Here is a 25,466-nt window from a genome sequence, read left to right as displayed (position 1 = left end):
AAAATAGCCAAGAACAGGAGCAGGGAAGAGAAGGTCATGGCAGGCGCGAAGAATCACGATTATCATATCCTTCCACCCAGCATCTGGCCGATGTTCGGTTCGATGTCGGCCCTCGTCATGGCGATGGGCGCGATCATGTGGATGCACCCGGACGCGATGCCCGCCGGCGGCGGCTGGATCTTCCTGATCGGCGTTGCGGGCGTGCTCTTCACCATGTTCAGCTGGTGGGGCAATGTCATTGCCGAAGCCCATGCGGGCGATCATACCCCCGTCGTCCAGCTGCATCTGCGCTATGGCATGATCCTGTTCATCGCGTCCGAGGTGATGTTCTTCGTCGGCTGGTTCTGGGCCTTTTTCGACTTCTCCCTCTTCCCCAGCCAGCTTGCGCCGATCGAGGGGCTGTTCCCGTCCAAGGGCGTGGAGGTGATGAACGCGTTCGAGCTGCCGCTGCTCAACACGCTGATCCTGCTCTGCTCGGGCACCACCGTCACCTGGGCGCACCATGCGCTGATCCATGGCGACCGTGACGGCCTGATCAAGGGGCTGTGGTGCACCATCATCCTGGGCGCCATCTTCTCGTCGGTGCAGGCCTATGAATATGCCCATGCGCCATTCGATTTCGGCGGCAATCCCTATAGTTCGGCCTTTTACATGGCGACCGGCTTCCACGGCTTCCACGTTCTGGTCGGCACCATCTTCCTGATCGTGAATCTGGTCCGTGCCTATCAGGGGCACTTTACCCCGCGCCAGCATTTCGGCTTCGAGGCCGCTGCCTGGTACTGGCACTTTGTCGACGTGGTGTGGCTGTTCCTGTTCGTCGCCATCTATGTCTGGGGCGGCTGGGGCGCGCCGGTCCATGGCGGCTGATCCGCGCGGATCGCACTGATGGGATAGCGGCCGGGGCGTCAGCTTCCGGCCGTTTTCTTTTGACCAACCGATGCCTACGAAGGACCGGCCATGACCGATCAGCCCGCCAAAGCCCGCATTCCCTTCATTCCGACGATCCTCGTCGGGCTGGCGGTGCTGGCGATGATCGCTCTGGGCGTCTGGCAACTCCAGCGCCGCGCGCAAAAGGCGGAGGCACTAGCACTCGCCGCTGCCAATCCCGCGCGGCCGGCCGTCGCTTTCCCCAAATTGCCACCGGTCGAATCCGACATCCTCTTCCGCCCCTCGTCGGTTCATTGCCTGACGGTCGTCAGCTGGCAGGTCGAGGCGGGGCGCGCTGCCGATGGCAGCACCGGCTATCGCCACATCGCTCATTGCTCGACCGGGGCGGAAGGGCCGGGCGTGCTGGTTGCGGTCGGTGTCGGCCAGAAGCCCGACGACAAGCCCGCCTGGACCGGCGGTCAGGTCGAAGGCTGGATCAGCGAGGAGCCGGACCATCGGGCCTTGTTGATGCGCGCCAGCGGCAAGGCGCCGCCGCTTCGCCCGATGCTCATCGCCCGGCAGGCGCCCGCCGGCCTCAAGCCCGTCGCGCCGCCCACCGCCGCCGATCTGCCAAACAACCATCTCGCCTATGCGGTGCAATGGTTCATCTTCGCCGGGGTCGCGGTCATCATCTATATTCTCGCCCTGCGTCGCAGGAACGCCACAAAAGCCGCCTAAACGCTTGCTCCCCGGCCCGGCTGGCGCTACCGCGCTTTCCCATTATGCAATATCAGAGCACCAGGGGGAGCGCGCCCGCGCTCGGGTTCGAGGATGTGACGCTGGCAGGGCTGGCGTCCGATGGCGGCCTGTATCTGCCGACCAGCTGGCCGGCCTTTACCGCTGACCAGATTCGCGCCCTTGCCGGCCTCTCCTATGTGGAAACCGCCGTCCGTGTGATGGCGCCCTTCGTCGCCGGTTCGCTGACCGAGGATGAACTGCGCGAACTCTGCAACGCAGCCTATGGCCGCTTCAGCCATCAGGCAGTGACGCCGCTGGTCCAGCTCGACCATCAGCACTGGGTGCTGGAACTGTTCCACGGCCCGACGCTGGCGTTCAAGGATGTCGCGCTCCAGCTGCTCGGCCAGCTGTTCGAACGCTTCCTGTCGCGCCGCGACGATCACCTGACCATCGTCGGCGCCACGTCGGGCGACACCGGTTCGGCGGCGATCGACGCGGTGGCGGGCCGTGCGAAGATCGACATCTTCATGCTCCATCCCGACGGCCGCGTGTCGGATGTCCAGCGCCGCCAGATGACCACGGTGCGCGCGCCCAACGTCTACAACATCGCCATCGACGGCAGCTTCGACGATGCGCAGGCGCTGGTGAAGGCGATGTTCAACGACGCCGACTTCAAGAGCCGCTTCAACCTGTCGGCCGTGAACAGCATCAACTGGGCGCGGCTGATGGCGCAGGTCGTCTATTATTTCTACGCCGCCGTGCGTCTGGGCGCGCCCGATCGCGAAGTCGCCTTCTCCGTCCCCACCGGCAATTTCGGCGATGTGTTCGCCGGCTATGTCGCGGCGCAGATGGGCCTGCCGGTCGCCAAGCTGATCGTCGCCACCAACGTCAACGATATTCTCCACCGCGCGCTGGCCGAGGGCGACTATAGCCAGGGTCAGGTTGTGGCGACCGCCACCCCCAGCATGGACATCCAGGTCAGCTCCAACTTCGAGCGGCTGCTGTTCGACGCCGGCGGTCGCGATGGCGTGGCGCTGGCGGAGCAGATGCGCGCGTTCGAAGCGAGCAAGGCCATGCGCCTTACCAACGCCCAGCGCGAAGGCGCGTCGCGCCTGTTCTCCTCCTCGCGCATCGACGCCGACGGCATGACCATGGCGATGCGCTGGGCCTATGACGCCGCCGGGCAGATCATCGATCCGCATAGCGCGATCGGTCTGGCGGCTGCGCGTGAAGCGGGCGTGGATGCGTCCATCCCGGTAGTGACGCTGGCGACAGCCCATGCGGCGAAGTTTCCTGACGCCGTGGAGCGTGCGACCGGCACCCGCCCGCCGCTGCCGCCGCGCGTGGGCGATCTCTTCGCGCGTGAGGAAGCCTATGCGAAGCTGCCCGCGACCTTCGAGGCGATCACCGCCTATGTCGCCGAACGGGCGACGCCGCGGGGCTAGGCAAAGGATCCGTTCGGTTCGAGCTTGTCGAGAACCGGGCGCGTGACGGTTCTCGACAGGCTCGAACCAAACGGGATTGTTATGGAACTCAAGACCCTCATCGGTGAACCCTGGTCGGATTATGGCCTGCTTGATTCAGGCGATGGCCGCAAGCTGGAGCGCTATGGCCGCTTCCGCTTCATCCGCCCGGAACCGCAGGCGATGTGGAAGCCGGCGACGACCGATTGGCGCGCCGATGGTGAATTCATCCCCGGTTCAGATGAGGATGGCGGCGGCCGCTGGTATTATGACCAGCCGGTCCCGGCCGAAGGCTGGCCGCTGCACTGGAAGGAAGTGACCTTCCAGTCGAGCTGCACGCCCTTCCGCCATCTGGGCTTCTTCCCCGACATGGCGCCGATCTGGGACAATCTGCGCGGCGCTATCGCCGACAAGCAAGCGACTGGGGAAGGGGCCGAGGTCATGAACCTGTTCGGCTATACCGGCGTTGGCACGCTGGCGCTGTCGGCCGGTGGTGCGCGCATGGTCCATGTCGACGCATCGAAGAAATCGGTGGCGCAGGCCCGCGCCAACGCCGCGCTGTCGGGCATGGAGGACAAGCCCGTCCGCTGGATCGTCGAGGATGCTGCCAAGTTCGTCGCGCGCGAGGTGCGGCGCGGCCGCCGTTACGACGGCATATTGCTCGACCCGCCCAAATATGGCCGTGGCCCCGATAGCGAAGTCTGGCGGCTGGAGGAGGATCTTCCCGCCCTGATCGCCAATTGCCGCGCGCTGCTCGACGCCGATAGCCGCTTCCTGTTCCTCACCGTCTATGCCGTACGCATGTCGGCGCTGGCGATCGGCGAACTGCTGCGCCAGGCCTTTGCCGACCTGCCCGGCACGGTCGAGGCCGGCGAATTGGCCGTCAGGGAAGAGGCGCGGGGCATCGCGCTGCCGACCGCCATCTGGGCGCGCTGGCGGCGTTGAACATCGTCTCGCCCTTTTCGGGTTGAGCGGTACGGCATGGTCCGGCATGACTAGGGCCATGCGTTTCTCCCCCGCCCTTGCGGCCGCTTCGTCCCTGATGGTCCTGCTTGCGTCCTGCGTCGGTCCGCCGAGCCAACCGCCGGCCCCCACGCGCCCGACGCCCACGCCGCGCCCGGTGACACCCGCCCCCGCACCACCACCGGCCGCCACGCCAGCGCCGCCTGCCGCCAATTGGGAGGACCGGGCGCTGACACCGGGCAACTGGAGCTATCGTCAGGATACAGGCGGCAGCGCCGCGCTGTTCGGCACGTCGGCCCAGCCGCTCTTCACCCTGCGTTGCGACCGCGCCAACCGCCGCATCACCGCGCTGCGCGCCGGAGCCGGGCAGGGCGCCATGGTGATCCGCACCAGCTACGGCGCGGTCAGTTGGCCCGCAACAGTTGACGCCGGCACCCAGACGGTTGCCGCGAGGAGCGCGACCGACAGCGTGCTGGACCAGATTGCCTATAGCCGCGGCAAGATCGGCGTGGAGGTGCCGGGGCTGGCGTCGCTCGTCCTGCCCGCCTGGGCCGAAACGGCGCGAGTGGTCGAGGATTGCCGGGCCTGAGGGGGAATTTCGACGCGCCCGGGACGACGCGCGAGCGCATAATTATGATTCCAAAAAAGAAAAATACAAGGCTTGAAGATCGGCTCCGTCTGATTCACATTTCGGTTCATGGACGGATGAAGGGGTGATCCGACACCGGCCATAGGGCTCAACAAAGCGAAAGGAGGTGATCCGATGTCTCATGGTTCAGCAATGGGGTCGGTCAAGTCCATTCGGGAAATGCGCCGCTGAGCGACGCCATAGCGTCGATCCCCTGTCACAGTCTCTGAGCGCCAATACACAGGCACCTATCTCAGACCCAGTCTGCTGACGGGCGATAGCGCGACACACATTTCCCTTGGGCGGCGCTTCCGGCCGCTGACCATGTCAATGATGGGCCGTCGGGCATGTCCCCGGCGGCCCCTCTCATGTCCTGCGTGGGGTATGGCAGACGGCATCGCCGTGGAACAGGATTGTTAATGATGCCATCCCCTTACAACCCAACCCGCCGCAACCGGAACATTGGCACACCCAAACAGGGCCATGGAACCAACAACCGGATGGTCGTTCCAAAACTTTCAGGCTTTCAGCGGGATTGCACCGTGCAGATCGGCGCGCATATAAAGCTGGAGCGCGAAGTGAATGGGCGGAAAACGACGTTCATCGTTGAAGAGCCTCATGGTGGCTGCGCACATGCCTGCACCGTCGAAGACCTTGAATTCTTGCTTTCACATATTCCCGTTGCCGATTGGGCTGGTCTGGATACTTTCGTCCTGCGCCAGCCGACCCGAAAGTCGCGAATGCTGAATCCCGTCTGGGGAAGGCTTTATTATCACGCGGACCTTGCATTTCTTGGGAGCCGTGCTCGGTGGAGTGGTCCAGCGGTATTTCTGGAAGCCTGCAAAGTCGACGACATCATCAAATGGTCTACCAGTCTTGATCGTGAAACGACGGATGAGCTTGATCGGCTCCGAGCCGATGGGCATCGCGTCGACCGGACAGCCAGAACTCACATCATATCGACCGACATCAATTCAGTGCGCGCCACCCAACTGTATAGAACGCTGTTGCATGAAATAGGTCACTGGTTTGATTGGCTTGAAAAGGTCGAATCTCCTGCCGTTCGGGGCGAGGATTATGGCGAGCTTATCGATGCCTATTTTGCTCGACCGAAAAATGAACGCGAGGCTTTTGCCCATCGCTATGCTGACCATTGGCGGGAAATTCTGCACGACAGCGGCGTCATACCTTTTGGACGGATTGGCGGTCAATTAGTTGGCGAGGATGCTTGTTCGGATATCCGAGCTTGACAGCATGCTGGCAAACGCCCGGTCCCTTCACGCGCACAAATGGCGGACCTGCGTGTGCGCTGCGCAGGCCCGCCGGGCATGATGCGGTCAGGGACTGGCGGAGGGGTCGCCATGTCCCAGTTCCATCCTGGTTATGCGGCATCCGGCCCAAGGGTCGCTGCGGGCCGGGCCACGCCTATCCCCGCATCGTGCCTGTCTCGATATAGCGCTGGTGCCAGGCGAGCGACTCGCCCGGCAGCATGGGCGATTGCAGGCCGAAGCTGCCCTTGAGCGCTCGGACATAATAATCCGCGAGCATCGGCTGGAAATCGGGATGGGCGCAATTGGCGATGATGACTTCGGCACGCTGGCGCGGGGCGAGGCCGCGCAGGTCGGCGAGGCCCTGTTCGGTCACGATCACCTGCACATCCTGGTTGATATGGTCGACATGGCTGCAATGCGGCACGATCGCCGAGATGGCGCCGCCCTTGGCGGTCGAGGGCGTCATGAACACCGACAGATAGGCGTTGCGCGCAAAGTCGCCCGACCCGCCGATGCCGTTGTGGATGCGCGATCCCATCAGATGCGTCGAATTGACGTTGCCATAGATGTCCGCCTCGATCAGGCCGTTCATCGCGATGCAGCCCAGCCGCCGGATCAGTTCGGGATGGTTGCTGATCTCCTGCGGGCGCAGGACCATCTTGTCGCGGAAGCGGTGCATGTCGGCATTGAGCCGCGCGGCGGCCTCCGGCGACAGGGAGAAGGCGGTGGCGCTCGCCATGCGCAGCTTGCCCGCCTCCAGCAGATCCAGCATGCCGTCCTGAATCACTTCGGTATAGGCGACCATGTCGTCGAACGGCGCGTCGATCAGGCCGGTCAGCACGGCATTGGCGATATTGCCGACGCCCGACTGCAAGGGCAGCAGCGAGGCGGGCAGGCGGCCTTTGCGCACTTCATGGCTCAGGAAATCGAGCAGATGGCCGGCGATCGCATGGGCGGTCGCGTCGGGCGGAGAGAAGGGCGCATTGCGATCCGGCGCGTCGGTTTTCACCACCGCGATCACCTTGTCGGGATCGCAGCGGAAGGTCGGCTGGCCGATGCGCTGGTCGGCGCGGACGAGGGGGATGGGCACGCGATGCGGCGGCAGGGCGGTGCCGTAATAGATGTCGTGCATCCCCTCCAGCGCGGGATTCTGCCAGCGATTGACCTCCAGGATCACGCCCTTGGCGCGATCGATCCAGGTCTTGTTGTTGCCGACCGAGGCGGAAGGGATCAGGTCGCCATCGGCAGTGATCCCGGTCACTTCTATCACCGCGACGTCGAGTTCGCCGAGGAAACCCTGCCACGCCATCGGCGCGACCTGGCTCAGATGCATGTCGAAATAGTTCATCTCGCCGCGATTGATGCGTTCGCGGGCAATGGGATCGCTGTTGTAAGGCAGTCGGAACTCGACGCCGTCTGCCTTGGCCAGCGCGCCGTCCAGTTCCGGGCCGGTCGATGCGCCGGTCCAGATCTTCACGCGGAACCGATCGCCCGCCTGATGCGCGGCGGTCATGCGATCGGCCAGCGCCAGCGGCACCGATTTGGGATAGCCCGATCCGGTGAAGCCGCTCATGCCGACGGTCATGCCGTCCTGGATCAGGGCTGCGGCATCCTGCGCGGAACGGCTTTTGGCCGCCAGTCCGGCATGGGCGATACGATCGGTCATTTATCCTCTCCACATGGCGGTCAACCGGGCCGCTACGCGCTTTCCGTTCTGGCTTTTCGGGCTGCGACACAATAGGGATTGGTCGCACAATATTTGTGCAAGGATCGTGCAGATGTCCGATCTTCTAATCGCAATGCGGACATTCGTCCGTCTTCATGAAGTGCCTAACTTCTCGCGCGTGGCGCAGGAATTGCACGCCAGCCATACCACGATCGCCCGGCGTCTGGACCAGGTGGAGGCGCATTTCGGCGTGCCGCTCTTCCATCGCACGACGCGCCGTCTGGTCCCTACAGCGGAGGCGGACCGGCTGCTCATCCATGCCCGCGCCATGCTCGACGCGCTGGACGCGGCGGAAGCGGATTTCGGCCCCGCGAAGGACCAGCCGCGCGGGCTGGTGCGGGTCGGGCTGACGACGGCGCTCGGCCTCCATTATGTCGAGCGGCTGGGAGAACTGGCCAAGCGGCATCCTGCGCTCCAGATCGATTGCGCCATGACCGACTGGCAGCGTGACGTGGTGGAGGATCGTCTGGACCTCGCCCTGCGCGTGGGGCCGGTGGCGGACGATAGTCTGGTCGTGCATCCGCTGGGGCAACTCGCGCGGCGGCTGGTGGCGCATCCCAACTATCTGGCGCGGCATGGGATGCCATTGTCCGCCGATGACCTGACGGCGCATCAATGCATCGCCTATGCCTATGGCGACATGCCCGCGCGCTGGGCGATCGACGGGCGGGAGTGGCTGGTCGCGGGCGTCTTCCGCTCCGACAATAGCGAGGCGGTGCACCGCGCGGCGCTCAGCGGCCTCGGCATCGCTCTGTTGCCGGCGATTCGGGTGGCCGGGGACATGGCGGCGGGGCGACTGGCGCCAATATTGCCCGACAGCACCATCGCCCCACTCGACATTTTCGCGGTTCACCCTTCGCACCGACGCTTGCCGGCCCGCGCCCGGCTGGTGCTGGACTTCATGAAAGCGAATTTCCCTGCGGGTGATGGCCAACGGCAATAACCTATTGTCTTCACCGGGATGACACGCTTCCATGCGATGAACCGAGTTGTCGTCCAGCGGAGTAGCATCATGCGCCCATCGCCCTTTTCGATCCTGACTCCCTTCCTCCTTCTTGCCGGCCCGGCCATGGCCCAGACACCGCCCGATGTCGCCGATCTGGTCGGCGCGAAGGGGGCAGGGGGCGAAACCCAGTTGCAAGCGCGGGGCTATCGCTTCGTGCGGGTCCAGACCGGCGACGATCGCAAATGGAGCTATTGGTGGAATGCGGAGCGGCGCCAGTGCCTGAGCGTCGCCACCTATGACGGCCGGTACGAGTCGATCACCAATAGCCCAGCGCCCGATTGCGGAGAGGCGGGGCGGGCGCATCGCGACGGCGGCCATGACGAGAAGCGTGACGAGCGTGGATCGGGCTATCATCCCGATATCGGCTATAGCCGGCCCCAGCCCGGCCGCGAATCACCCAGCTATGCGGCGCCCGACCAGGCGCCGGTGATGGTGGATGGCCAGCCCGTGGATATCGGCCTCGTCTGCTTCGGCGATGGGCAGCGGCCTGGAGTCTCCAACAGCTATGGCTGGACCTGGGATCATGACCGCAAACGCTATGTCTACGGCAATCGGGTCGAAATGACGGCGCAGCAATTCGACGCGTCGGTGATGCTGCAATTCTGGCCCGGCGGCGGACGGATCAAGCTGCCCAGGAAGCTGGTGCCGCCCATTCATTCGCGCGGTACGGACGATGGCTGGTGGGACGTCTATAATGTCTCGATGCAGCCCGACCGGATCGGTGGCGAATATCGGCTGAACGGCCTTAATAAGCCGCGCATCCTGGTCAATCGGGTGAGCGGCCAGATTAGCATTATCGGTACTGGCGATTATGCGTTCCGTGGCAACTGCGACACGGTGGACGCGGCGGCGCACCGGCGTTTCTGAGGCAAAGCGGGCGGAGCATCCCGCCCCGCCCCGCATTCAGCGTTCCACCCCCTTCGCCTTCCCCCATGCGCGCGCGGCGGTGTAACCAAGATAGCCGGTGCCAAAGAGCGCATAGAGCGGTTCGGGCAGGGCGTTGAGATAGGCCCGCATCCCCGCGATGATCGCCCCGGCCATCTCCGGTCGGATACCGGCGATCAGCCCCATCGGGATCGACCAGAGCAGCAGGGCATACATGACATAGAGGAAGGCAGGTCGGGCGCGCATCGCCCAGGGATCACCGTCTTCCTGTGGGGTGTCGATAGTCGCTTTCATGGCTGACCGATCCGGTTCGCAAGCCAGCCATAAAGGAAGGCTTCGTTGGCAGGGCGGCTTTCGGCGAGGGCGATATAGCGTTCGCCCTGCAACGCCTCGATCGCTTTCAGCAGCACCTTGTCGCCTGCCGACCCGCGCAGCACGCGAAAGGCCCGGATCGCCGACAAGGTGCGCGCGCCCAGGATGCGATCGACCCTGAGGTCGGGATAATCCTTCTGGTCGCGGTTGAGCGCATTCAGTGCACGCTGGAGGAAGCCGGTCGATGTCGCGACGCCCATATTGACCGCCGTATCGAACAGTTCCGCCGCGATCGGCCAGCTTGTCTCCGCGACGAAGCCATAGCCGGGCTGGTCCCAGTAGAGGCGACGATAGATATTTTCCGCGACGGCGCGCGGCAGCGCCTTCATATTGCCGGCATAGCCGTTCGCACGCGCCACCGCCTGGGTAATGCCCATATTGGTCGGGCCGCCACGGTCGGCCGGGTGGTCGCTATAGCCGCCTTCGCGGGCGATCACCTCATCGATCAGGTCCGAAATGTCCATCTGTCCGCCTCCTGCTGTCGAAAGAGGCGAATCATTTATCCCATATGGTTCGTTGTAGGACAGCGAAAACCTGCTGGCTGTTATGAATGATCGGAAAATTGCTGCGGGGAAGACAGAAAACAAAAACGCCGCTGTCTGCGCTGGGCAGAAAGCGGCGTTTTTCTTGGTCGGGACGAGAGGATTCGAACCTCCGACCCCCACACCCCCAGTGTGATGCGCTACCAGGCTGCGCTACGTCCCGACCGGAGGGCGCCCAATAGAAGCCTCGGGCAAAAGTTGCAAGCGCTCAATCGCAGCTCTTTTAACGGCCGAGCCGAATCCCTATTCATATTGCCTCGCCGGGCGCATCTGTGGTAGCCGCCCGCCCTTGATCCGTGGGTGCCTTCAGGCGTCCCGCGACCGACAGAAAACAAGGCAGTCCCACCCATGTTCATTACCCCAGCCTTTGCCCAGACCGCGGGCGGGCAAGCCTCCGGCGCCGGTGTCCTGGTGCAGATGGCGCCGCTGGTCCTGATCTTCGTGGTCTTCTATTTCCTGCTGATCCGTCCGCAGCAAAAGAAGATGAAGGAGCATAAGGCCAAGATCGACGCCGTGAAGAAGGGCGACCAGGTCGTCACCGGCGGCGGCCTTGTCGGCAAGGTTGTTCGCGTCGACGAAATCTACGCCGATGTCGAACTGGCGCCCGGCATGAAGGTCAAGGCGGTCAAGTCGACCCTGACCGACGTGATCGATCCCGCCACCGCCAAGCCCGCGAACGACTGAGCGGCATCATGCTGAACTTCTCGCGCTGGGCGGTCGCCGCGATCCTCCTGCCATTGGTCATCGGCGTGCTGTGCTCCGTGCCGACCTTCCTGCCGGAAGCGACCGTGGCCAAGCTGCCCGGCTTCATGCAGACGCGCGTCAATCTGGGCCTCGACCTTGCCGGCGGCAGCCATCTGCTGCTTGAAGCGTCGACCCAGGATGTCGCCAGGCAGCGGCTCACCAATATGGAGGAGCAGGTCCGCACGGAACTGCGCCGGGGTGAGCCGAAGATCGCGATCGGCGACATCTCCGGCCGCGACGGGAAGCTCAGCTTCATGGTCCGCGACCCGAGCCAGGTCGATGCCGCCGTCGAGCGCATCCGCCCGCTAACGCAGGGCGCGGGCCTGACCGGCCAGCGCGACTTCAATGTCGAGGTGGTGAACAGCTCCACCATCGTCATCACGCCCACCGATGCGGGCATCAACAATGCGGTCAAGAGCGCGATGGAAGTCGCGACCGAGGTGATTCGCAAGCGCATCGACGAAATGGGCACGCGCGAGCCGACCATCCAGCAGCAGGGCGGCAATCGCATCGTCGTGCAGGTGCCGGGCCTTCAGGATCCCAAGGCGCTGAAGGATCTGCTGGGCCAGACCGCGAAGCTCGAATTCAAGCTGGTCGACATCAACGCCAACCCGGCTGAAGTGGCCCAGGGTCGTGCGCCGGTTGGCAGCGAAGTCCTGCCCTATCCGAACAACCCGACCGGCGTGCCGGTGATCGCGGTGAAGCGCCAGGTGATGGTGTCGGGCGAGGATCTGACCGACGCCACGCAAGGCTTTGGCCAGAATAACGAGGCGATCGTCAACATCCGCTTCAACGGGTCGGGCGGCCGCAAGTTCGGCCAGGTGACGTCGCAGAATGTCAACCGCCCCTTCGCCATCATCCTCGACGGCAAAGTGCTGTCGGCGCCGAACATCAACGAGCCGATCCTGGGCGGTAGTGCGCAGGTCAGCGGCAGCTTCACCGTCGAAAGCGCCAACCAGCTCGCCATCGCGCTCCGCTCGGGCAAGCTGCCCGTCGCACTGACCGTGGTGGAGGAACGCACCGTCGGGCCGGGCCTTGGCGCCGACTCGATCCGCGCGGGCCTGATCGCCTCGATCATCGCGGTGGTCGCGGTCGCGGCTTTCATGTTCCTGAGCTACGGCCGCTTCGGCATCTATGCCAATATCGCCGTCGCCATCAACGTGCTGGTGATCCTGGGGGTGATGGGGATTCTCGGCGCGACGCTGACCCTGCCCGGCATCGCCGGCTTCGTGCTCACCATTGGCACGGCGGTCGACGCCAACGTCCTCATCTATGAGCGCATCCGCGAAGAGCGGCGGCGCGGGCGCGGCGTGGTGCAGGCGATCGAGTTCGGCTACAAGGAAGCCAGCCGCACCATTTTCGAGGCGAACGTGACCCACGCCATTGCCGGCGGCATCATGCTCGCGCTGGGCTCCGGCCCGGTCAAGGGCTTCGCCATCGTTCTGCTGATCGGTATCGCGACCAGCGTGTTCACGGCCGTGACCTTCACGCGCCTGCTCGCCGCGCGTTGGGTTCGCACCAAGCGCCCGACCGAAATCATCATTTGACGGGGCGGGAGAGAAAATCATGAAACTGCTCAAGCTTGTCCCCGACAATACCAATATCGGCTTCGTCGCGATGCGGAAATGGGCGTTCGCGCTCACCGCATTGCTGACGGTGCTCGCGGTCGGCGCGACGCTGCACAAGGGCCTCAACATGGGCGTCGACTTTGTCGGCGGCCTGATGATCGAGGCGAAATTCCCGCAGGCCGTGGAAACCGACAAGGTCCGCGCCACCATTGGCCGCCTTGGCGTGGGCGAAAGCTCGCTCCAGCAGTTCGGCGATCCCAAGACGGTGCAGATCCGCCTGCCCCTGCCCGAACAGGGCGGCGCCGGCGCGGCCAACACGGTCGTGGAAAAGACGCGCACGGCAATGACGGCGGAATTCCCCGGCGTCACCTTCTCCCGCTACGATACCGTGTCGGGCAAGGTGTCGGGCGAACTGATCCAGACCGGCGTGCTGGCGGTGATGCTGGCGGTTATCGGCATCGCGATCTTCTCCTGGTTCCGCTACGAATGGCAGTTCGGCGTCTCGACCTTCGTTGCAATCATGCACGACGTGCTCATGACACTGGGCTTCTTCGCCGTCACCCAGATGGAGTTCGACCTCAACATCGTGGCGGCGGTGCTGACGATCGTGGGCTATTCGATCAACGACAAGATGGTGATCGACGACCGCATCCGCGAGAATATGCGCAAATATCGCAAGATGGACATGAAGGCGCTGATCGACCTGTCCGTCAATGAAACGCTGCCGCGCACGGTGATGACCTCGCTGACCATTCTGCTGGCGCTCGGTTCGCTGCTGCTGTTCGGCGGCCATGTGCTGCGCGGCTTCACCGCCGCGATGATGCTGGGCGTCGTCGTCGGCACCTATTCGTCCATCTATGTGTCGTCCTCGCTGCTGATCTCGCTGGGTCTGACGCCTGCCGCGGCGGAGAAGAAGGCGACGAAGAAGGGCTATGCCGGCAATGCCGAGCGTGTCGGTCCCAGAGAGACAAGCCGTGACGATGGAGCGCGGCCCTGACGGATTCCGGCATCAAGCTGCGCCGGGACGATGATGGCCAGGGACCGATCGTCACCGGTTTCCAGGGCCGGGGTTTCCGCGTGCGCGACGACGTGTTTCCGGACGGCCTGTTGCTTAGCCCCGTCCGCGCGCTGGCCTGGATCGATGCGCCGACGGTCGACGCGCTGACGCCGGAGTCGCTGGGCGATCTGTTCGATCTTGATCCCCGGCCGGAATTTCTGCTGCTTGGCACCGGCGCGAACCTGCGCCAGCCGCCACGCCCCTTCGTCCGCGCGGTCGAGGCGCTGGGGATCGGCGTCGAGGCGATGGACAGCCGCGCCGCCGCCCGCGCCTGGGGCGTGCTGCGCGCCGAGGAACGGCAGATCGTGGCGGCGCTGCTGCCTTTGTGAGATTGAGGATTGGCAGATAATTTCCGTTCGTTTCGAGCGTAGTCGAGAAACGCTAAGGACAATTCTATCCGCTTCTCGACTGCTCTCGAAGCGAACGGATATAGATGCCGACTGGAGGCCTTGCCCTCCTCCCACGCTTTGGCCAATGTCGCCCCCTCATTGAACCGAGGGGGCTTTTTCATGTCGTTCCGCCGTCCCGCCGCTGCCTTTCTCGCGGCGCTGCTCGTCACCACCAGCGCCCATGCCGCGACGCCCGATGCGCAGGCGCGGGGCGGTGAGGCCGAGTTTCGCGCCCTCTACAAGGAACTGGTCGAAACCGATTCGAGCTGGCCGGATGGTAGCTGCACAATCGCGGCCGAACGCATGGGCGCGCGGCTGAAGGCGGCGGGCTTTGCCGGCGAGGATGTCCAGATCGTCGTCGATCCGGCGCACCCCAAGGAAGGCAATCTCACCGCCATCCTGCGCGGCAGCAATGCGAAGCTGCCCGCCGTCCTGCTGCTCGCCCATATCGACGTGGTCGCCGCCAAGCGCGCCGACTGGGAACGCGACCCCTTCACCCTGATCGAGGAGGGCGGCTATTTCTACGGACGCGGCGCCTCCGACGACAAGGCGATGGCGGCCGCCTTCACCGACCAGATGATCCGTTACAAGGCAGAAGGCTATAAGCCAAGGCGCACGATCAAGCTGGCGCTGACCTGCGGCGAGGAAACCGAAAAGGCGCTGAACGGCGTCGAATATCTGCTGAAGAACCGGCCCGATGCGCTGAAGGCAGGCTGGGCGCTCAACGAAGGCGGCGGCGGGTCGCTGGACGAAACGGGCAAGCCCGTGAGCCAGGGCGTGCAGGCAGGCGAGAAAGTCTATCAGGACTTCACCTTCACCGCGACCGCGCCGGGCGGCCATAGCTCGCGCCAGACCCCGCATGTCAATGCGATCGGCTGGATGGCGACGGCGCTGGCGCGGGTCAACGATTATGACTTTCCGGTCGACCTGACGCCGGCGGCCAAGGCCTATTTCGGCGCATCGGCACCGCTCTATCCGGGCAAGGTATCGGAAGCGATGGCGGCGATCGGCGCGGGCAAGGCGACCGAAGCCGATTATGCCGTCGTGTCGGCGGAGAATGCGAGTTGGAACGCCACCCTGCGCACCACCTGCATCCCGACCCTCATTTCCGGCGGCCATGCGCCCAATGCCCAGCCGCAGTCGGTGACGGCCAACGTCAATTGCCGCATTATCCCCGGCGAGAGCGTAGATGCGATTCTCCAGCGGCTGAAGGATGTGGCAGCCGACCCGCGGGTCAAGGTGGCGCTGGCCGATCCGCCCCAGTCCAAATCCTCCGCCCCCGAACTGACGCCCCAGATCATGGGACCGATCGAGGCGCTGACCGGGGAGATGTGGCCGGGCGTCCCGGTGATCCCACGCCTCGCGACCGGGGCGACCGACGGGCGTTTCACCAATGCAGCGGGAATCCCAACTTACGGCGTGTCGGGCATGTTCGCCGACCCGGACGGGCAGGGCGTCCATGGCCTCAACGAACGCATCCGCGTGAAGTCGCTAATGGACGGCCGCGCCTTCCTCTATCGGCTGGTCAAGGCCTACACGCAGTAAGGTAGAGGGGGAGCCGTCCGCGATGGGCGGCGGCCCCCTCCTTGCGCATCTGACCGTATCTGCTTAAGCATGATGGCAAGTTCCGGTCCCGTCTTTGGGACTGGCGACAAGCAGAAGTGAGTTACGGCATGGTGCAGCAAAGCCGCCCATCGCCGCAGAGTTCCGGCCCGGCCGGCCGTTACGCGGGCAAGCGCGCCCGCTCCGGTCCGGGTGAAGGGAGCAAGGCTGCGGCCATTCCTCCCCCGTCGAAGCAGCGGGGATTCGCGCTTCATGGCGCACGTGAGCGGCGATCCTATGCCGCGATCGACCTTGGCACCAATAATTGCCGGTTGCTGATCGCCAAGCCGTCGGCGGACGGTTTCATCGTCGTTGACGCCTTTTCGCGAATCGTCCGGCTGGGCGAAGGGCTGGCCGCGACTGGCAGGATCAGCGATGCCGCGATCGATCGCGCGATCGCCGCCCTGTCCGTGTGTGCGGACAAGCTGCGTCGCCGTCATGTGACGCTGGCCCGCTCGGTCGCGACCGAGGCCTGCCGTCGCGCCTCCAACGGGGCCGATTTCATCCAACGCGTCTACAAGGAAACCGGAATCGCGCTCGACATCATCAGCGCGCAGGAAGAAGCACGGCTGGCGGTGCTGGGCTGCCATGCGCTGCTGGAACCGGGCGATGGCCCCGCGCTCATCTTTGACATTGGCGGCGGGTCGACCGAGCTGGTGTTGGTCGATGCCCATGGCGACGGCGCGCCGCGCATCGTCGATTGGGTAAGCGCGCCCTGGGGCGTGGTGTCGCTGACCGAGAGCGAGGCGTTCGAGCATGACGATCCCGCCGAGCGGCTGGCCGCCTATGGCCGCATGCGCGCGCGGGTGTCCGAAGCCTTCTCGCCGCTGGCCCGTCGCTTGCCGAAGGGAGCGGAGGGCATCCGCCTGCTCGGGACGTCGGGCACGGTGACGACGCTGGCTAGCCTGCATCTGGGGCTGCCGCGTTACGATCGACAGGCGATCGACGGTTTGATTGTGCCGTGCGAATCGATGCGCTCCATTTCCGACCGGCTGTCGGGCATGGGCCTGTCGGAGCGACAGAAGCTGCCCTGTATCGGGACCGAGCGCGCAGACCTGGTCGTGGCGGGCTGCGCCATTTTGGAATCGATCCTCGACATCTGGCCGGCGGAGCGACTGGGCGTCGCTGACCGGGGCATTCGGGAAGGCATATTGCGCGGGCTGATGGACCGCGACGGGAGAGTGATGTGAGAGCCAAATTATGAGAGGATCCGGCGCCGGCAAGGTGCGGGTCAAGTCGGCCAAGGGGCGCACGGCGCAGTCGGTACGCTGGCTGGAGCGGCACCTGAACGATCCCTATGTCCACAAGGCCAAGCAGGAAGGCTGGCGCAGTCGCGCCGCCTTCAAGCTGATCGAGCTGGACGAGAAATTCCATTTCGTAAAGGGATCGCGCGCCGTCGTCGACCTTGGCGTCGCGCCCGGCGGCTGGGCGCAGGTGGTGCGCAAGATGGCGCCCAAGGCGGCCGTGGTCGGCATCGACCTTTTGCCGGTCGATCCGATCCCCGGTGTCACCCTGTTCGAAATGGACTTCATGGACGACAAGGCGCCTGACCTGCTGCGCGAGGCGCTGGGGCAGGAGCCGGATCTGGTGATTTCCGATATGGCGGCCAATACGGTCGGCCATGCCCAGACCGATCACCTGCGCACCATGGGGTTGGTCGAGGCGGCGGCTTTGTTCGCGGTCGAGAATCTGCGCAAGGGCGGTACCTTCGTCGCCAAGGTCTTCGCTGGCGGCACCGACGCGGAATTGCTGGCGGTGCTCAAGAAGCATTTCACGACGATCAAGCACGCCAAGCCGCCCGCTAGCCGCAAGGGCAGCGTCGAATGGTATGTCGTGGCGCAGGGATTCAAGGGGCGGCCGGAGCAACTGGTCGAATGATCCTGCTGCATCGGTAAATTGCTGCTCAGCTGAATTGGGGGATTCAGGACTTTGGTCGCTACGGTTTCGACGGTTGCCTATCTGGGCCTGGAAGCGCGCGCCGTGGAGGTGCAGTGCCAGCTGGTTCCTGGCCTCCCCAATTTCATCCTTGTCGGCTTGCCTGACAAGGCGGTGGCCGAAAGCCGCGAGCGGGTCCGCAACGCCATCGCTGCCATCGGCCTGTCGCTGCCGCCCAAGCGGATCACGGTGAACCTGTCGCCCGCCGACTTGCCGAAAGAGGGGAGCCACTTCGATCTCCCGATCGCGCTCGCCCTGCTGGGTGCGATGGGCGTGATCGATGCGGAGACGCTGTCGGGCTATGTCGTCGTCGGCGAACTGGGGCTGGATGGGCGAACCGCGCCGTCGCCCGGCGTGCTGCTCGCCGCGCTTCATGCCGGCGGGCAGGAGATGGGGCTGGTCTGCCCGGCCGCGCAGGGCGCAGAGGCGGCCTGGGCGGGACAGGTGGAGGTGATCGCCGCGCCCGACCTGCTGAGCCTGCTCAACCATTTCAAGGGCACCTCCGCCTTGTCGCCGCCCCAGCCGGGTACAGTCGAAGCGCCGGTGCGGACCGCCGATCTGAAACAGGTGAAGGGCCAGGAAGTCGCCAAGCGCGCACTGGAGATTGCGGCGGCGGGCGGCCATAATCTGCTGATGGTCGGGCCACCCGGTGCGGGCAAGTCGCTGATGGCGAGCTGCCTGCCCGGCATCCTCCCCGACATGACCCCGTCCGAGGCGCTGGAAAGTTCCATGGTGGCCAGCGTCGCCGGCACGCTGGAGGGCGGTCGGATCAGCCGCGCGCGGCCGTTCCGCAATCCGCATCACAGCGCGTCGATGGCGGCTCTGGTCGGCGGCGGCCTCAAGGCGCGGCCGGGCGAAGTGTCGATGGCCCATCTGGGCGTCCTGTTCCTTGATGAACTGCCGGAGTTTCAGCGCACCGTGCTCGATTCGCTGCGCCAGCCGCTGGAAACGGGCGAGGTGACGGTGGCGCGGGCCAATGCCCATGTGACCTTCCCGGCGCGCGTCCAGCTGATCGCGGCGATGAATCCCTGCCGCTGCGGACATCTGGGCGATCCGGCGCTGGCCTGCTCGCGCGCGCCGCGCTGTGCGTCCGACTATCAGGCCAAGGTGTCGGGACCGCTGCTCGATCGCATCGACCTGCATGTCGAGGTGCAGGCGGTGACGGCCGCCGATCTGGTGCTGCCCCCGCCCAGCGAGGGATCGGCCGAGGTGGCGGCGCGGGTCGCGGCGGCGCGGGCGGTGCAGACGGCGCGCTATGCCGGGAGCAGGACGCGCACCAATGCCGAGGTAGATGGCGAACGGCTGGAGGAAGTCGCCGGACCGGACGAGGCGGGGCGGCAATTGCTGGCGCAGGCCGCTGCCGCGATGAAATTGTCGGCGCGCGGCTATACGCGGGTATTGCGGGTGGCGCGCACCGTCGCCGATCTGGCCGGCGCCGAACGGGTCGGGCGGGTGCATGTGGCCGAGGCGCTGAGTTATCGGCGGCGACCGCCGGTCAATTAGGCTGACCGCAAACTTTCCAGAAGTGTTTATTCTGAAACGAAGTTCACACCGTCCGCGGGCGCACACTCGCGGGTGTAAGCGCAAGGGACAGCAATTTTCGACGCCTCAAAGCGGCCAGCCATGGTTGATACTTTACGTCGAAAGATGGCCGCTATTGCCTTGCCCGCATTGACTTGTGCCGTTCCTGTGGATGATAAGAACATAACAGGAACAAAATGTCATGAGCGAGTCGCTGCACAGCCTTGCCGCCTTGAAGCGGCATATCGCATCGCTGGACCGCGCGCCAGCGTCACAGCCCTGCGCGCGCTTCGCCAGCGGGCATGACGGGCTGGACGCGGCGCTGGGCGGCGGGCTGGCGCGCGGGCGGCTGCACGAACTGTTCGGAGAGAGTGCGGACGAAGCGGCGGCGGCTGGCCTGTCCCTGCTCTGGAGCCGGCAGGCCAGCGGCGACGCGCCGCTGCTCTGGCTGCGCACGGTCGCGGCGGGGAAGGCGGGCGGCCATCCCTATGGGCCGGGCCTTGCCGCGCTGGGCATCGATCCCGACCGGCTGCTGCTCGGCATCATGCCGGACGATTCGATGCTGCTGCGTGCGGCGGTGGATGCGTTGCGTTGCCCGGCTTTGGGCGCGCTGCTGATCGAATTGCGCGGGCGTGCGCCGTTGCTCGACCTCACCGCCAGTCGGCGGCTGGCGCTGGCGGCGGAGGGATCAGGCGTCACCGCCCTCATCTTGCGGATCGATGCAGAGCCGGTGCCGAGCGCGGCGGAAACCCGCTGGCGGGTGGCCGCCGCGCCCTCTGCGCCGCTGCCCGGCAATGCGCCGGGCCAGACCAGCTTTGCCCTCACCCTGTTGCGGCGGCGGGCGGGGCCGGACGGGCAGGCCTGGCGGCTGATGTGGGACAGGGAAAAGGGGATATTCGGAGACGTAGGCGATGAACGCCATCATGCAGAACAGCGAAGCGGCGATGACGGTGCGGCGCTATCTGGCGCTCAGCTTCCCCTTCCTGCCGATCGACCGGCTGCGGATCATGCGGCCCGATCTCTGGGCGGCTGGAAGTGAAGGGGGGGGAGGTGATGGCCCGGCTATCGTCGTGGAGGCGGTGCGCGGTGCGATGCGGCTGGCGGCGGTCAATGCCGACGGGCTGACGATCGGCCTGACGCCGGGCATGACGCTGGCCGACGCGCGGGCGCGCGAGCCGGATTTGCGCGTCTTCGATGCCGACCCCCATGCCGATCAGGACTGGCTGGAGCGGCTGTGCGACGGTTGCGCCCGCTATACCCCCAATGCCGCGCCGGATGGCGCCGACGGGCTGATGCTCGATATCAGCGGCTGCGGTCATTTGTGGGGCGGGGAGGAGGCGCTGGCGGCCGAGGCTGCGGCGCGGCTGGAGCGGCATGGGCTGCGCGTGCGCCACGCCATTGCGGGCAGTCCCGAGGCCGCCCATGCGCTCGCCCGCTTCCCGGTGCCGCCCGCGCCCGACGAGGATGCCGCCGTGCGCCGCCTGCCGGTGGAGGCGCTGGGGCTGGAGGGGGAAAGCGCGGTGGCGCTGCGCCGGGCGGGGTTGCGCACGGTGGGCGACCTTGCCGCCCGGCCCGCCGCCGCACTGGCCGCGCGTTTCGGCGAGGAGGCGGTCGATGCGCTCCATGCTTTGCTGGGCTTGGGACATCGCCCGCTCAGGCCGCGCCGTCCGCGCCCCGCCGTCCGCATCGACCGTCGCTTTGCCGAGCCGCTGGGCAGCACCGCCTATGCGCTCAAGATTCTGGAGGAGATGGCAGCGGAGGCGGGCGAGCGGCTGGCCGAGCGGGGCGAGGGCGGGCGGCGGTTCGAGGCGGTCTTCTTCCGCAGCGACGGCCTCGCCTTCCCGCTGCGGGTCGAAACCAGCCTGCCGATGCGCGACGCACCCGCGATCCTGCGGCTGATGCGCGAGCGGATCGACGCGCTGTCAGACCCGATCGATCCGGGCTTCGGCTTCGACATGCTGCGCCTCACCGTGCCGCAGGCGGAGAAGCTGGCCCCCACGCAACTGGCGCTGGAGGGCGGAGAGGCGCGGCGCGAGGACAGCGTCGCTGCGCTGGTCGATCGCCTGTCGATCCGCGCCGGGCGCGCCCGCATCCAGCGGTTGGAACCGCGCGACAGCCATATCCCCGAACAGGCGCAGCTTGCGCTGCCAGCGGTGGAAAGTCGCGCGCCGGAAAATTGGCCCAAGAACGGGCCAAGCAACCGGGAGGCGGAGAGCGAGCCGGGCGACCCGCCGATGCGCCCGCTTCATCTGTTCGACCCGCCCCAGCCGATCGAGGTGGTCGCCGAGGTGCCCGATGGCCCGCCGCACCGCTTCCGCTGGCGGCGCACGCTGCACGACATCATCCGCTATGAAGGCCCGGAACGGATCGCGCCCGAATGGTGGAAGGCGAAGGATGGCGCGACCGAAGGCGAAAGCGCCGGCCGCACCCGCGACTATTATCGGGTCGAGGATGCGCGCGGGCGGCGCTACTGGATCTTCCGCCACGGGCTATATGGCGCGGAGGCGGAACATCCCGGCTGGTATATTCACGGCCTGTTCGCATGAGCGGCGAGACGGGGCATCGGCGGAAGGGCTATCCCGATCCGACCAAGCCCAAATCGATCGACCGGCGCGAACTGAATGCGATCGAGGCGGCGCGGGAAAAGACGAAGGAGGAGCGCACCCCGCCGCCGCCGCCGGACGCGCCGCCATTTGCGGAACTGGTGGCCGCCACCAACTTCTCCTTCCTGCGCGGCGCGTCGCATGGCGCGGACATGGTGGCGCGGGCGAACGATCTTGGCCTCACCGGCATCGGCATTGCCGATCGCAATACGGTGGCGGGAGTGGTGCGGGCGTGGAAAGCGCGACGGGATGCGCCGGCCAAGGCACGGGAACTTCTGCTGGAGGAAAAGAAGGAGAGGGGTGAGCCGCTTGAACTGACGGCGCAAGAGGAAGCCGCCTGCCAGATGGACCTGCGGGTCGTGGCCGGCGCCCGGCTGGTCTTTGCCGACGGGACGCCCGATATCGTCGCCTATCCCGCGACCAGGCGCGGCTGGGGCGAACTCACCAAATTGCTGACGCTCGGCAATCTGCGATCGGTAAAGGGCGACTGTATCCTATATTATGAGGATCTGACCGCCTATCTGGACGATCTGCTGCTGATCGTGCTGCCCTGTTCCACGGCGACCGAGCAGCAGGCGCATGACTGTCCGGTCGACTATGAACATGAAGAGCGCGCCCATGGCGAGGTGATCCGGCAGGGGCATTTGAGCCTCGTCCCGCCGCCGCGCCCCGACGATCTGGAAACGCTGCTGACCCGTCTGTCGCGGCTCGCGCCGGACCGCGTCTGGCTGGGGGCGGCGCTGCGGCGCGACGGGCGCGATGCGCGGCGGCTGGCCGACTATATGGCGCTGGGCGCACGCACGGGGGTGCCGCTGCTCGCCACCATGGATGCGCTTTACGCCAGCCCTGCGCAGCGGCCGTTGCAGGATGTGCTGAGCTGCATCCGCGAAGGCGCGACGCTGGCGAAGGCGGGGCGGTTGCTGGAGGCCAATGCCGAACGGCATGTCCATGGCCCCGCCGAAATGGCGCGTCTGTTCCGCGCCTGCCCGGAGACCGTGGCGCAGAGCATCGCGCTGCTCTCACGGATTCGCTTCGACCTCCGGCAACTGCGTTATGAATATCCGCATGAGCCGGTGCCCGAAGGCTGGACCGCACAGCAATGGCTGGAGGAGCTGACCATCAGCGCCGCCCATGCCCGCTATGGGCCGCATATTCCCCATGGCGTGCACGAGAAGTTGAACGAAGAGTTCAGGCTCATCGGCGAGCGTAACTATGCCTATTATTTCCTGACCGTCCACGACATCGTCGCCTTTGCCAAGATGAAGGGAATCCTTTGCCAGGGGCGGGGGTCGGCGGCCAATTCGATGGTCTGTTTCCTGCTGGGTGTCACCTCGGTCGACCCGCTGAAACAGGATCTGCTCTTTTCCCGCTTCGTGTCGGAGGAGCGGGACGAGCCGCCCGACATCGACGTCGATTTCGAGCATGAGCGGCGCGAGGAGGTGATGCAATATGTCTATGAGCGTTACGGCCGCCATCGCGCCGGCATCGCCGCGACGGTCATCCATTATCGATCGCGCAGCGCCATTCGGGAAGTGGCCAAGGTGCTGGGCCTGTCGGAGGATGTGGTCACTCGCCTGTCCGGCACGATATGGGGCAGCTATTCGCGAGACATGAACGAAAAGCGCGTCGGCGAGGCCGGCTTCGCGCTCGACAATCCGCAGATGGTGCAGTTGCGCGCGCTGGTCGGTCAGCTGCTCGATGCGCCTTTCCCGCGCCACCTGTCGCAGCATGTCGGCGGCTTCGTGCTGACGCAGAACCGGCTGGACGAGACGGTGCCGCTGCACCACGCCGCCATGGCCGACCGGAGTTTCATCGAGTGGGACAAGGATGATATCGATGCGCTCGGCCTGATGAAGGTGGACATTTTGGCGCTCGGCATGCTGACCTGCATCCGCAAGGCGTTCGACTTGATGCGGGCCAATGGGCTGGGCGATCATCAGTTGATGGTGGACCTCGATTCCGAGGATGACGATGTCTACGACATGCTGTGCCGGGGCGAGAGCATCGGCGTGTTCCAGGTGGAGAGCCGGGCGCAGATCAACATGCTGCCGCGCCTGAAGCCTCGCACGCTCTACGACCTGACGGTACAGGTCGCGATCGTGCGGCCGGGACCGATCGAGGGCGATATGGTCCATCCCTATCTGCGCCGGCGCTGCGGGGAGGAGGATGTCACCTATCCCTCGCCCAGCCCCGATCATGGGCCGAAGGACGAACTGAAACAGCTATTGGGCAAGACTTTCGGCGTGCCCTTGTTTCAGGAACAGGCGATGAAACTGGCAATCACGGCGGCCAAGTTCGAACCATATGAAGCCAATCAACTTCGCCGCGCGATGGCGACCTTCCGCAATGTCGGCACTATCCATCATTTTCGCGAGAAGATGGTCAACGGTATGACCGGGCGCGGTTACACGGAAGAGTTTGCCGCCCGCTGCTTCAAGCAGATCGAGGGGTTCGGCAGCTACGGCTTTCCCGAAAGCCATGCGCTGTCCTTCGCGCGGCTGGTTTATGTGTCGGCCTGGATCAAATGCCATCAACCGGCGGTCTTCGCTTGCGCACTGCTCAATTCGCAGCCGATGGGCTTCTATGCCCCCGCGCAACTGGTGCGCGATGCGCGCGAGCATGGCGTCACCGTCCATGATGTCGATGTGAATATGAGCGGTTGGGACAATGGGCTGGAGCCGCTGCTGCGATCCCGCCGGATCAACAAGGGCGAGGGGAAGGGCCGCGCGTTGGCGTTGCGGCTGGGCCTTCGCCAGGTCGACGGGTTTCGCGAGTCCTGGGCAGAGCAGCTGGCGACGGCGCGGGCGGAGGGCGGGCTGTTCACCAGTATCGAGGATCTAGCGCGGCGGGCGGGGCTGCCGGCGCGGGCGCTGCGGCTGCTGGCGGATGCCGATGCCTGCCGGTCGCTGGGGCAGGACCGGCGCACGGCCTTATGGGAGGCGCGGCGCACGCCTTCGGACGAGCTGCCGCTGTTTGCCGCGGCGCGGGTGCGGGGCGGGGATGCGCGCGAACTGGGCGAAGAGCCGGACGCGGCGCTGCCCGCCATGCCGCTCGCCGAGCAGGTGGCGACCGACTATGCCGTCACCCGCCTGTCGTTGAAGGGGCATCCGATGCAGTTCCTGCGCCCGGTCTTCGCCGCCGAGGGCGTGCTGAGCTGCGCGCAGGCGAGCGCGGCGAAAAATGGCGCGCGGGTGCAGGTGGCGGGCGTGGTGCTGGTGCGGCAGCGGCCGGGCAAGGGCAATGCGGTCTTCATCACCATTGAGGATGAGACGGGCATCGCCAACATCCTGCTCTGGGCACGGCTGTTCGAGATGCAGCGCCGCCCCGTCATGGCGAGCAGCCTGATGCTGGTGGAGGGCGAAATTCAGCGCAGCAAGGAAGGCGTCGTCCATCTGATGGCGACCCGCGTGCATGATCGCAGCGCGGAAATGCACCGGCTCCAGCAACCCGAAACTCGTGCGTCCCGCCCCCATCCCCGCACCGCCAGCCATCCCCGCAATGTGCGGATATTGCCGGGATCGCGGGATTTCCATTGAGCAGAGACGAAAACGCCGCGCCGTCCATCTGGCCTGCGTCGTGCCCGGTG

Annotated in this window: 22 protein-coding genes and 1 tRNA gene; 19 read left to right on the top strand and 4 right to left on the bottom strand. The window is 65.8% G+C overall.

Features of this window, described 5'->3' with window-relative positions; genetic code table 11:
• The first annotated feature begins 36 nt into the window (after window positions 1-36).
• The 6 genes from DM806_RS17020 (at window position 37) to DM806_RS16995 (ending at window position 5,909) form a co-directional block, all read left to right on the top strand.
• Entirely contained in the window at window positions 37-867 is an 831-nt protein-coding gene (locus DM806_RS17020; protein WP_179044371.1) for a cytochrome c oxidase subunit 3, read from the top strand.
• 90 nt (window positions 868-957) lie between these two features.
• The gene (locus DM806_RS17015) at window positions 958-1,605 is read left to right on the top strand and encodes an SURF1 family cytochrome oxidase biogenesis protein (RefSeq protein ID WP_179044370.1); all 648 of its coding nucleotides are present in this window, start codon (window positions 958-960) and stop codon (window positions 1,603-1,605) included.
• A gap of 44 nt (window positions 1,606-1,649) precedes the next feature.
• Window positions 1,650-3,050, top strand: a complete 1,401-nt coding sequence (gene thrC, locus DM806_RS17010; protein ID WP_179044369.1) for a threonine synthase — start codon at window positions 1,650-1,652, stop codon at window positions 3,048-3,050.
• A gap of 81 nt (window positions 3,051-3,131) precedes the next feature.
• Complete coding sequence (locus DM806_RS17005) at window positions 3,132-4,013, top strand: class I SAM-dependent methyltransferase (RefSeq protein WP_179044368.1); 882 nt, start codon at window positions 3,132-3,134, stop codon at window positions 4,011-4,013.
• Window positions 4,014-4,059: 46 nt separating this feature from the next.
• On the top strand, window positions 4,060-4,620 hold the full coding sequence (locus tag DM806_RS17000) for a hypothetical protein (protein WP_256869354.1): 561 nt from the start codon (window positions 4,060-4,062) through the stop codon (window positions 4,618-4,620).
• 458 nt (window positions 4,621-5,078) lie between these two features.
• The gene (locus DM806_RS16995; RefSeq protein ID WP_179044366.1) at window positions 5,079-5,909 is read left to right on the top strand and encodes a hypothetical protein; all 831 of its coding nucleotides are present in this window, start codon (window positions 5,079-5,081) and stop codon (window positions 5,907-5,909) included.
• Window positions 5,910-6,084: 175 nt separating this feature from the next.
• On the opposite strand, the gene DM806_RS16990 is transcribed toward DM806_RS16995, so the two are convergent.
• Window positions 6,085-7,596, bottom strand: coding sequence for an acetyl-CoA hydrolase/transferase family protein (locus DM806_RS16990; protein ID WP_179044365.1), 1,512 nt, complete (start codon window positions 7,594-7,596; stop codon window positions 6,085-6,087).
• 112 nt (window positions 7,597-7,708) lie between these two features.
• Here DM806_RS16990 and DM806_RS16985 point away from each other — a divergent pair, with 112 nt between their 5' ends.
• Together DM806_RS16985 and DM806_RS16980 are read left to right on the top strand one after the other, a co-directional pair.
• A complete protein-coding gene (locus tag DM806_RS16985) occupies window positions 7,709-8,599 on the top strand; it encodes a LysR family transcriptional regulator (RefSeq protein WP_179044364.1) in 891 nt (296 codons plus the stop codon).
• A 69-nt stretch (window positions 8,600-8,668) separates the two neighbouring features.
• Entirely contained in the window at window positions 8,669-9,529 is an 861-nt protein-coding gene (locus tag DM806_RS16980) for a hypothetical protein (protein WP_179044363.1), read from the top strand.
• 36 nt (window positions 9,530-9,565) lie between these two features.
• Here DM806_RS16980 and DM806_RS16975 read toward each other — a convergent pair whose 3' ends face one another.
• From DM806_RS16975 to DM806_RS16965, 3 genes are all read right to left on the bottom strand, one after another.
• On the bottom strand, window positions 9,566-9,841 hold the full coding sequence (locus DM806_RS16975) for a 3TM-type holin (RefSeq protein ID WP_179044362.1): 276 nt from the start codon (window positions 9,839-9,841) through the stop codon (window positions 9,566-9,568).
• Entirely contained in the window at window positions 9,838-10,383 is a 546-nt protein-coding gene (locus DM806_RS16970) for a glycoside hydrolase family 108 protein (protein WP_179044361.1), read from the bottom strand. The genes DM806_RS16975 and DM806_RS16970 overlap by 4 nt, the downstream gene beginning before the upstream one ends.
• Window positions 10,384-10,547: 164 nt before the next feature.
• Window positions 10,548-10,624 (bottom strand) — tRNA-Pro (locus DM806_RS16965).
• 185 nt (window positions 10,625-10,809) lie between these two features.
• On the opposite strand from DM806_RS16965, the gene yajC reads away from it, so the two are divergent.
• From yajC to DM806_RS16910, 11 genes are all read left to right on the top strand, one after another.
• Window positions 10,810-11,145, top strand: coding sequence for a preprotein translocase subunit YajC (gene yajC / locus DM806_RS16960; RefSeq protein WP_179044360.1), 336 nt, complete (start codon window positions 10,810-10,812; stop codon window positions 11,143-11,145).
• An 8-nt stretch (window positions 11,146-11,153) separates the two neighbouring features.
• A complete protein-coding gene (secD, locus tag DM806_RS16955) occupies window positions 11,154-12,752 on the top strand; it encodes a protein translocase subunit SecD (RefSeq protein ID WP_179044359.1) in 1,599 nt (532 codons plus the stop codon).
• Between the two features lie 19 nt (window positions 12,753-12,771).
• Window positions 12,772-13,770 carry a protein translocase subunit SecF gene (secF, locus tag DM806_RS16950; RefSeq protein ID WP_179044358.1) on the top strand — a complete coding sequence of 333 codons (999 nt, stop codon included), beginning with the start codon at window positions 12,772-12,774 and terminating at the stop codon, window positions 13,768-13,770.
• Between the two features lie 47 nt (window positions 13,771-13,817).
• On the top strand, window positions 13,818-14,159 hold the full coding sequence (locus DM806_RS16945; RefSeq protein WP_372859600.1) for an Mth938-like domain-containing protein: 342 nt from the start codon (window positions 13,818-13,820) through the stop codon (window positions 14,157-14,159).
• Window positions 14,160-14,339: 180 nt separating this feature from the next.
• A complete protein-coding gene (locus DM806_RS16940) occupies window positions 14,340-15,764 on the top strand; it encodes a M20/M25/M40 family metallo-hydrolase (RefSeq protein WP_179044357.1) in 1,425 nt (474 codons plus the stop codon).
• Window positions 15,765-15,892: 128 nt separating this feature from the next.
• The gene (locus DM806_RS16935; RefSeq protein ID WP_179044356.1) at window positions 15,893-17,011 is read left to right on the top strand and encodes a Ppx/GppA phosphatase family protein; all 1,119 of its coding nucleotides are present in this window, start codon (window positions 15,893-15,895) and stop codon (window positions 17,009-17,011) included.
• A 10-nt stretch (window positions 17,012-17,021) separates the two neighbouring features.
• On the top strand, window positions 17,022-17,699 hold the full coding sequence (locus DM806_RS16930; protein WP_179044355.1) for an RlmE family RNA methyltransferase: 678 nt from the start codon (window positions 17,022-17,024) through the stop codon (window positions 17,697-17,699).
• A gap of 51 nt (window positions 17,700-17,750) precedes the next feature.
• Window positions 17,751-19,259: a YifB family Mg chelatase-like AAA ATPase gene (locus tag DM806_RS16925; protein ID WP_179044354.1), complete on the top strand. Its 1,509-nt coding sequence runs from the start codon at window positions 17,751-17,753 to the stop codon at window positions 19,257-19,259.
• A 220-nt stretch (window positions 19,260-19,479) separates the two neighbouring features.
• Window positions 19,480-20,316 carry an ImuA family protein gene (locus DM806_RS16920; RefSeq protein ID WP_179044353.1) on the top strand — a complete coding sequence of 279 codons (837 nt, stop codon included), beginning with the start codon at window positions 19,480-19,482 and terminating at the stop codon, window positions 20,314-20,316.
• On the top strand, window positions 20,222-21,823 hold the full coding sequence (locus DM806_RS16915; protein WP_179044435.1) for a Y-family DNA polymerase: 1,602 nt from the start codon (window positions 20,222-20,224) through the stop codon (window positions 21,821-21,823). The genes DM806_RS16920 and DM806_RS16915 overlap by 95 nt, the downstream gene beginning before the upstream one ends.
• Window positions 21,820-25,416 (top strand): error-prone DNA polymerase, encoded by a 3,597-nt coding sequence (locus DM806_RS16910; RefSeq protein ID WP_179044352.1) that lies wholly within the window; start codon window positions 21,820-21,822, stop codon window positions 25,414-25,416. The genes DM806_RS16915 and DM806_RS16910 overlap by 4 nt, the downstream gene beginning before the upstream one ends.
• The last annotated feature ends 50 nt before the right edge of the window (window positions 25,417-25,466 follow it).

Origin of the sequence: Sphingobium lactosutens, assembly GCF_013393185.1 — a bacterium.
Taxonomy (GTDB): domain Bacteria; phylum Pseudomonadota; class Alphaproteobacteria; order Sphingomonadales; family Sphingomonadaceae; genus Sphingobium; species Sphingobium lactosutens_A.
The sequence above is the reverse complement of the archived record's forward strand: the minus strand, read 5'-3'. Positions and strand labels throughout refer to the sequence as shown.